Source organism: Frankia sp. CeCAU1, from assembly GCF_977971845.1.
Genome location: NZ_CDWWXA010000034.1, coordinates 1 through 6,578, shown reverse-complemented (window position 1 = coordinate 6,578; position 6,578 = coordinate 1). Strand labels below are relative to the sequence as shown.

Sequence of the window (6,578 nt, the reverse complement as noted above, 5' to 3'; positions counted from 1 at the left end):
AGAACGCTAGAACCTGAAGTCGAGATGAGGTCAACCGTGCGAAGGCGAGGATGCGCGCCTACGGTCAGCGGCTGGCCGACCCGTACCAGGCCGGACGGGTGTTAGTGAGCCAGGCGGGGACCAGTCGGCGCAGGTCGGCGGGCCTTAGTTCCAGGTCGAGCAGGCTCCCAAGGGACACCGAGACGATGTCGAGATCATTCAACCTGCTCCCGAAGTCGGCGCCCCACGACCGGTCAGCGGCGAAGAGGACGTCGAGCACCCCCGTCCGCTCACCGCGTTCGATCGAGATGCTCTCGATGCCGCCCACGAACGTCAGGTAGTCCAGTTCGATACCGGCCTGCTCGTTCAGCAGCCGGCGCAGCGCCGCCTGCACGGTCTCCCCCGGCTCAACCCGGCCTCCCGGCAAGTGGAACGACTTCTGGCCACGCTCGTTGGCGAGCAGCACCCGATCACCCGCCACGAGCAGCGCGCGCGCGTTGATCCGCACGGGGCCGGCGACCGGGTCACCGTAGGACGTGGTGGCGGTGGCGGTCGGTTTGGAAGCGAGCGGTGTCACGGGTGCTCCAGGAGTGGCGAGTCGGGCAGGGGACGAGTCGGGCCGAGAAGGGCAACCTCCGCATCGTGCCCCGCCGGACCGGATCGTGATGCGCCAACCGGTCATCCGGCCGGCATCGGGTCGGTCGAGGACACGGTCCCGTCAATCCGACCACCTCGCCGCCCGACCCGCAGGAGCGGGTATTTCTCTGTAATTTATCCGTAATTTCGGATCATGCGTCGCAGTTCTCCCGAAGATGCGGGTACGATCACCCCATGCCGAGATTCCGGATCAGCGAGGCCGCCGCGCTGCTCGGTGTCAGCGACGACACCATCCGCCGGTGGGCGGACAGCGGCCGACTGCCAACCGTCCTGGACGACGCCGGCCGCCGGGCGATCGAAGGCGGCACCCTGGCCGGATTCGCCAAGGATCTGGCGACCGAACAGACCGCCGCCCAGATGCCGGTCGTCGCCGAATCCGCGCGTAACCGCTTCCCCGGGATTATCACCCGCGTGGTGCGCGACACGGTGATGGCCCAGGTCGAGATCCAGGCCGGCCCGCATCGCCTGGTCTCGCTCATGAGCCGGGAGGCCGCCGACGAACTCGGGCTGGAAGCTGGCGTCCTCGCGGTCGGCGCGGTGAAGTCGACCAACGTCGTCATCGAGCTTCCCGAGCATCGTTGACCCCGATCAGCGAGAAGGGCCTGCCCGCCGTGTCGACCCGCGGCGGTTCGCTCCTTCGAGGGGGTCAGCCGGAGCAACGGGCTGTCGGCCCGCACGGCCGGTTCGGCCCGCGCGATCGGGCACCCCGGCCGGGTGACCCGCGGACCGGCGGACATCCACGCCGCACGGTTCGCCGGGAAACGCGCCGCCGGATGTCCTGGGCGCTGCTGGTGCCGGCCGGGATCGCTGGCCTGTTCCTGCTCCTGCCGCTCGTCGGCCTGCTCGTCCGCGCTCCCTGGTCCGCCCTGCCCGATCTGCTCACCGAGATCGCGGTCCGGCAGGCCCTCCTCCTGTCGGTGGAGACGGCCACCGCCACGACCGCACTGTCGCTGCTGTTCGGTGTCCCCCTAGCCTGGCTGCTGGCCCGCACGCGTTTTCCCGGCCGGTCTCTGCTGCGCGCCCTGGTCACCCTCCCGCTCGTGCTGCCGCCAGTGGTCGGCGGCGTGGCCCTACTTCTGGTACTGGGTCGGCGCGGCATCGTCGGCCAGTACCTCGATGGCTGGTTCGGCATCACCATCCCGTTCACCAGCGTCGGCGTGGTGATCGCGCAGACCTTCGTGGCCATGCCGTTCCTCGTCGTGTCCGTCGAGGGCGCGCTGAACAGCGCCGATCGGCGGTTCGAGGACGCCGCCGCCACCCTCGGCGCCGGGCCATGGATGACGTTTCGCCGAGTCACCATGCCGATGACGGCGCCGGCGGTGGCCGCCGGCGCGGCGCTGTGCTGGGCCCGCGCCCTCGGCGAGTTCGGGGCCACGATCACGTTCGCCGGCAACTTCCCCGGGACCACCCGGACCACGCCGCTCGCGGTCTACCTGGCGCTGGAGACGGACTCGGACACCGCCATCGCGCTGTCACTCGTACTGCTCGCGGTCTGCGTCGGGGTTCTGGTGGCACTGCGGGGCCGGTGGTTCCCCGGCACCCGGCGAATTTTACGCAACCGGGGAACGCGTGACGGCGCCCCGGATGCGCTCGAGCGGAGCATCCCGTGAACACAGGGCACCCCGTGAACACAGGGCACCCCGTGAACACAGGGCACCCCGTGAACACCGTCACCGGAGATTCGGCGCGGGCGGCGCCCTCCGCCCCCGGCCTGGATCCGGCGTCAGGCGGGCTCAGCGCGCTGATGACGGTGCGACGGGGCCAGTTCGTGCTCGACGTCGAGGTCAGCGTGGCGCGGGGGGAGACGGTCGCCGTCCTCGGCCGCAGCGGGGCGGGCAAGAGCACGCTGCTGCGGGCCCTGGCCGGCCTCCTCCCGCTCGACGAGGGCCGGATCACCCTCGCCGGCGAGGTTCTCGACGACCCGGCCGAGCACCGCTTCGTCCCGTCCGAACAGCGGCCGGTCGGCATGGTCTTCCAGGACTACCTGCTGTTCCCACACCTGCGGGCCCGCGACAACATCGCCTTCGGCCTGCGGGCCCGCCTCGGCCAGGGCCGGCGGCACGCCCGGGCGTCCGCGGACACCTGGCTGGAACGGTTCGGAATCGGCCATCTCGGCGACCGGCGACCGGATGCCCTGTCCGGCGGCCAGGGGCAACGGGTGGCGCTCGCGCGGGCGCTGGCACCAGGGCCCGGACTGCTGCTGCTCGACGAACCGCTCGCCGCGCTCGACACCGCGACCCGCCGCGAGGTCAGGTCCTTCCTGCACAATGTGCTACCGACGCTGGCGGCTCCGGTGCTCATCGTCACGCACGATCCCACGGACGCCGAGGTTCTCGCCGACCGCATCCTCGCCCTCGATGCGGGGCGGGTCGTCGACCAGGCCTGATCCGGGCCGCTCAGCCGGCCCCGCCGCATGCCTCCTCGTCGCGGTGACGGATCTCGGCATCCGGACCCGGGTAGACGAAGCTGACGTGCCCCGTGCCGGACCAGCGGACCGCAAACGGCGGATCCCCAGCCGCCGAGCGCACCTCGAAGATCTTGCCGAGTCGATCCGGCTGCCGGGTGGTGTGACAGTGGACCACCAGAGTGTCGCCCGGGTGGGCACGCATCGCCCGGCGTCGCGCGGAGAGCGGGTCAGTACCCGGTCAGGCGCGACCGGGATGGCCGGCCAACGCCAGGTGATCGACGAACCAGTCACGCGCGAGCGCGGCCGCCTGCTCCAGGGCACCCGGCTCGGCGAACAGGTGCGTGGCGCCCGGGACGATCGCCAGCCGGTTCTCGCAGCCCAGCAGTCGGGCCTGGGCCTGCCGGTTCAGCTCGAGGACCAGATCGTCCCGCGCACCGACGATGAGCAACGTCGGGGCACGTACCGCGGTCAGCTGCGCCGCGGCCAGGTCCGGTCGGCCGCCCCGCGACACGACGGCCGCGACGGGGAACCCCCCTTCCGCTGCGGCCCGCAGCGCCGCGGCGGCGCCGGTGCTGGCGCCGAAGTAACCAATGGGGAGGGCAGCCGTGACCGGTTGGCCGCGCAGCCAACCGGTCACATCGATCAGCCGCCGGGCAAGCAGCCTGATGTCGAACACGTTCGCCCGGTCACGCTCCTCGTCCGGGGTGAGCAGGTCGAACAGCAGGGTCGCGAGCCCTGCTGCAGCACTGAGGTCGCGGGCCACGAACTGGTTACGTGGGCTGTGCCGACTGCTGCCGCTGCCGTGGGCGAAGACGACCACTCCCCGGGACTGGTCGGGCACGGTGAGCCGACCAGCGAGCCGCACTCGACCGACGGGGATGTCGACCTCGACGTCGCCGCCGGACGGGTCGGCTACCGCGCCGCCGACCGGCATCGTCAGCGCGGCCCGGCGCAGCAGGTCGACGACCTCCTCGTCCGGTGTCTGGGAGAAGTCCGCGTAGAACTCGCCGATACCGAAGAAGGCGTCGGGCGTCTGGACGCAGACCACCTCGTCTGCCTGCCGGCGCAGCCAGCCGATCCGGTCACGGGGGGCAACGGGGGTCGCCAGCACCACGTGGGTGGCTCCCTGGGCCCGCACGACCTGGCACGCGGCAGAGGCCGTCGATCCGGTCGCGATCCCGTCGTCCACCACGACCACCGTCCGCCCGGCGAGCGGGATCCTTGGCCGGCCGTTCCGGAACCGCCGGGCCCGACGATCAAGCTCCACCAACTCGCGCGCCTGAACCGCGGCGAACTCCTCCGGCCCCACGTTGGCCAGCCGCCGGGCCTCCTCGTTGACGACCCGCACCCCACCCTCGGCGATGGCCCCCATCGCGAGCTCAGGCTGGAAGGGGACACCGAGCTTGCGGACGAGGATGACGTCCAGCGGGGCCTCCAGCGCCCGCGCCACCTCGAACGCGACGGGAATGCCCCCGCGGGGCAGCCCGGCGACAACGACATCACGGCCGCGTAGATGCGCCAGCCGCTGCCCGAGCTGCCGGCCGGCCTCCTCCCGATTATCGAAGATCACGACAACCTCCTCGTGCCGGCCGGGCGGACTCCTCGTGCTCGCCGTCCGGACCGGACATCGTCCTGTGGTTGTCGTTCCCCGGTAGTCGCCGGGATACCGACCCACACCGTCTCGGGGCACCTGCCCCGATCCGAGCGATACACGGCGTGCGGCGTGCGGCGTGCGGCGTGCGGCGTGCGGCGTGCGGCGTGAAGATCGTCGAGGCGCTCCGGACAGCCGGAATCACCGTGTCCGCATGGGCCTGAACCGATCTCCGGCGGCCACTTGCGCTCCGACGCCCGGCCGGGCTGCCGTGCATAATAAAGACGTGACGCTCCGTTGGCAGCCCGGCTCCGCCCCTCACTGGGCGTGGCGAGAGGTCTGTTGTCCAGGGCGCTGTCGGTGTTGTCCCAGCCCTCGCGTCCACTGAGGCTCGCCGCACGCGCGACGAGCACATCGGTCCTGTAATTCTGGGACCGCTCTGGGCGCGAGGGGCCTCGGAGCTCGGCGCCAGACCTGAACGGATGATCTTTTTGCTTCCGATGGGAGCAGCTATCGATCATCCGTATTCCCGGACTCCCGTCCTGCCCCGGCCGGTTCGTTCACCGGAGTGCTCCGTGTGCGCTCCCCGGATAACCGGCTGAGCTGTGCGCTCCGCCGGATGAGCCAGGTCGCGCCGTCTCCGTCTTCTCCCGTCGCACGCCGGCCCGCTGCCCGCCCCGGTCACCTGTGGCCGCGTCGCCAGGGCCAGCCGGGCTGGTCCGGTCCCGGCGGCTGGTCCGGTCCCGACCGGCCGATCCCCCGATGGGGCTTCCCAGACCCGCGCAACTACTGCGTAATCATCACGTAATCACTGTGTAGCTATCGAGAACTATCAGGAAGGCAGCGTTCGCTGTGACCTTCGAGTCGTGGATGGCCCGGTTGCGGAGCGAGGGATACCTCGTCTGCCCGGGGAGCTCCCCGGTGCCCGTCGAGGTACGAGGTGTTCGTCCCGACGGGGTCGGTCTGCTGTTCCGTTGCCGGGGAAGGGCGATCCGGCTCTCCCTGTACCGGCCCGGACGGGCGGTATGGCAGATAGCCGTCCGCGACAAGGCGTGGTGCCCGGAGGAGTCCCTGCAGCTGTGGACGCACCACCAGCTCGGCACGCCGGATGTTCCGACCGACGCCCGGCTGGCCTTCCCCCGAAGCACCGAGCCGGACCAGGAGCTCGTCATCGACGGCGCTCGGCTGTGGGGATGGTGCGGCCATGAGGCGGGGCTGCTCCGGGCAGCCGCCGCGGCCCCCCTGTTCGACCGGTTGATGGCCACCGTCGCGAGGTCCGACGGGGCGCGGTCCGGCCTCGCCCTGTCGGACCGCATCCAGCCAGATCTCACCCGGGAGGTCGCCGTGCCAGCCGCCCGATCGAGGGCTCGGGGCAAGGAGGGCATCAGCATCAGCATCAGCTGACGGCCGACCGGAGGTGGCGATCCATCCGAACCGGGTGGTCGTCACATGGGCTACGCGGTCCTGTAAGCTTCAGATGCTTCCAGGGGGTGTAGCTCAGCCTGGTAGAGCGCCTCCCTCGCACGGAGGAGGCCAGGGGTTCGAGTCCCCTCACCTCCACCAGAGTTGCCATGTTCGAACCCCGGTCGACGTTGATCGACTGGGGTTGATCTTTTTCGGCGGGTAGTGGTCCGTGGGGTCGCTGGCTGGGGATGTGTCCTGTGGGCGTGTGGGGGGTTTCGGGTGGGGTGTCGCTGTCATCGTCTGCCTGGTCGGGTTCTGGCGTGTCTGTGGGGTTCTGGGCGTCACGAAGGAGGGTGTGGGTTTCGTGGGCGAGGCGAGTGTCGAGGTCGGTGGCGAGGAGTTGCGCGAGGGGGCTGTGGAGGTCGGCGCCGCCGAGGGTGTGGCCGAGGATCCAGAAGCGGTGGAAGACGGCTTGGTTGAGCTGCTGTTTGATCGTGTCGGGGGCGGTGCGGTAGAGGGCGTGGCTGTCTTCGCAGAGTC

Annotated in this window: 7 protein-coding genes and 1 tRNA gene; 5 read left to right on the top strand and 3 right to left on the bottom strand. The window is 70.9% G+C overall.

Translation table 11 applies throughout. The annotated features are described in order from the left end of the window. Nucleotides 1-64 precede the first annotated feature (64 nt). A complete protein-coding gene (locus AC08OO_RS08795; RefSeq protein ID WP_476611432.1) occupies nt 65-556 on the bottom strand; it encodes an NUDIX hydrolase in 492 nt (163 codons plus the stop codon). A 254-nt stretch (nt 557-810) separates the two neighbouring features. Here AC08OO_RS08795 and AC08OO_RS08790 point away from each other — a divergent pair, with 254 nt between their 5' ends. The 3 genes from AC08OO_RS08790 (at nt 811) to AC08OO_RS08780 (ending at nt 3,022) form a co-directional block, all read left to right on the top strand. Further along, a complete protein-coding gene (locus AC08OO_RS08790) occupies nt 811-1,218 on the top strand; it encodes a TOBE domain-containing protein (RefSeq protein ID WP_476611433.1) in 408 nt (135 codons plus the stop codon). Between the two features lie 191 nt (nt 1,219-1,409). Continuing rightward, nucleotides 1,410-2,246 carry an ABC transporter permease gene (locus AC08OO_RS08785; protein ID WP_476618403.1) on the top strand — a complete coding sequence of 279 codons (837 nt, stop codon included), beginning with the start codon at nt 1,410-1,412 and terminating at the stop codon, nt 2,244-2,246. Nucleotides 2,247-2,296: 50 nt separating this feature from the next. Continuing rightward, nucleotides 2,297-3,022: an ABC transporter ATP-binding protein gene (locus AC08OO_RS08780; RefSeq protein ID WP_476607871.1), complete on the top strand. Its 726-nt coding sequence runs from the start codon at nt 2,297-2,299 to the stop codon at nt 3,020-3,022. Nucleotides 3,023-3,032: 10 nt separating this feature from the next. Here AC08OO_RS08780 and AC08OO_RS08775 read toward each other — a convergent pair whose 3' ends face one another. Together AC08OO_RS08775 and AC08OO_RS08770 are read right to left on the bottom strand one after the other, a co-directional pair. Further along, entirely contained in the window at nt 3,033-3,245 is a 213-nt protein-coding gene (locus AC08OO_RS08775; RefSeq protein ID WP_476618402.1) for a DUF1918 domain-containing protein, read from the bottom strand. 36 nt (nt 3,246-3,281) lie between these two features. Next, on the bottom strand, nt 3,282-4,613 hold the full coding sequence (locus AC08OO_RS08770; RefSeq protein WP_476618401.1) for a phosphoribosyltransferase family protein: 1,332 nt from the start codon (nt 4,611-4,613) through the stop codon (nt 3,282-3,284). A gap of 891 nt (nt 4,614-5,504) precedes the next feature. On the opposite strand from AC08OO_RS08770, the gene AC08OO_RS08765 reads away from it, so the two are divergent. Continuing rightward, nucleotides 5,505-6,038: a hypothetical protein gene (locus AC08OO_RS08765; protein WP_476618400.1), complete on the top strand. Its 534-nt coding sequence runs from the start codon at nt 5,505-5,507 to the stop codon at nt 6,036-6,038. An 82-nt stretch (nt 6,039-6,120) separates the two neighbouring features. Further along, a tRNA-Ala gene (locus AC08OO_RS08760) sits at nt 6,121-6,197 on the top strand. The last annotated feature ends 381 nt before the right edge of the window (nt 6,198-6,578 follow it).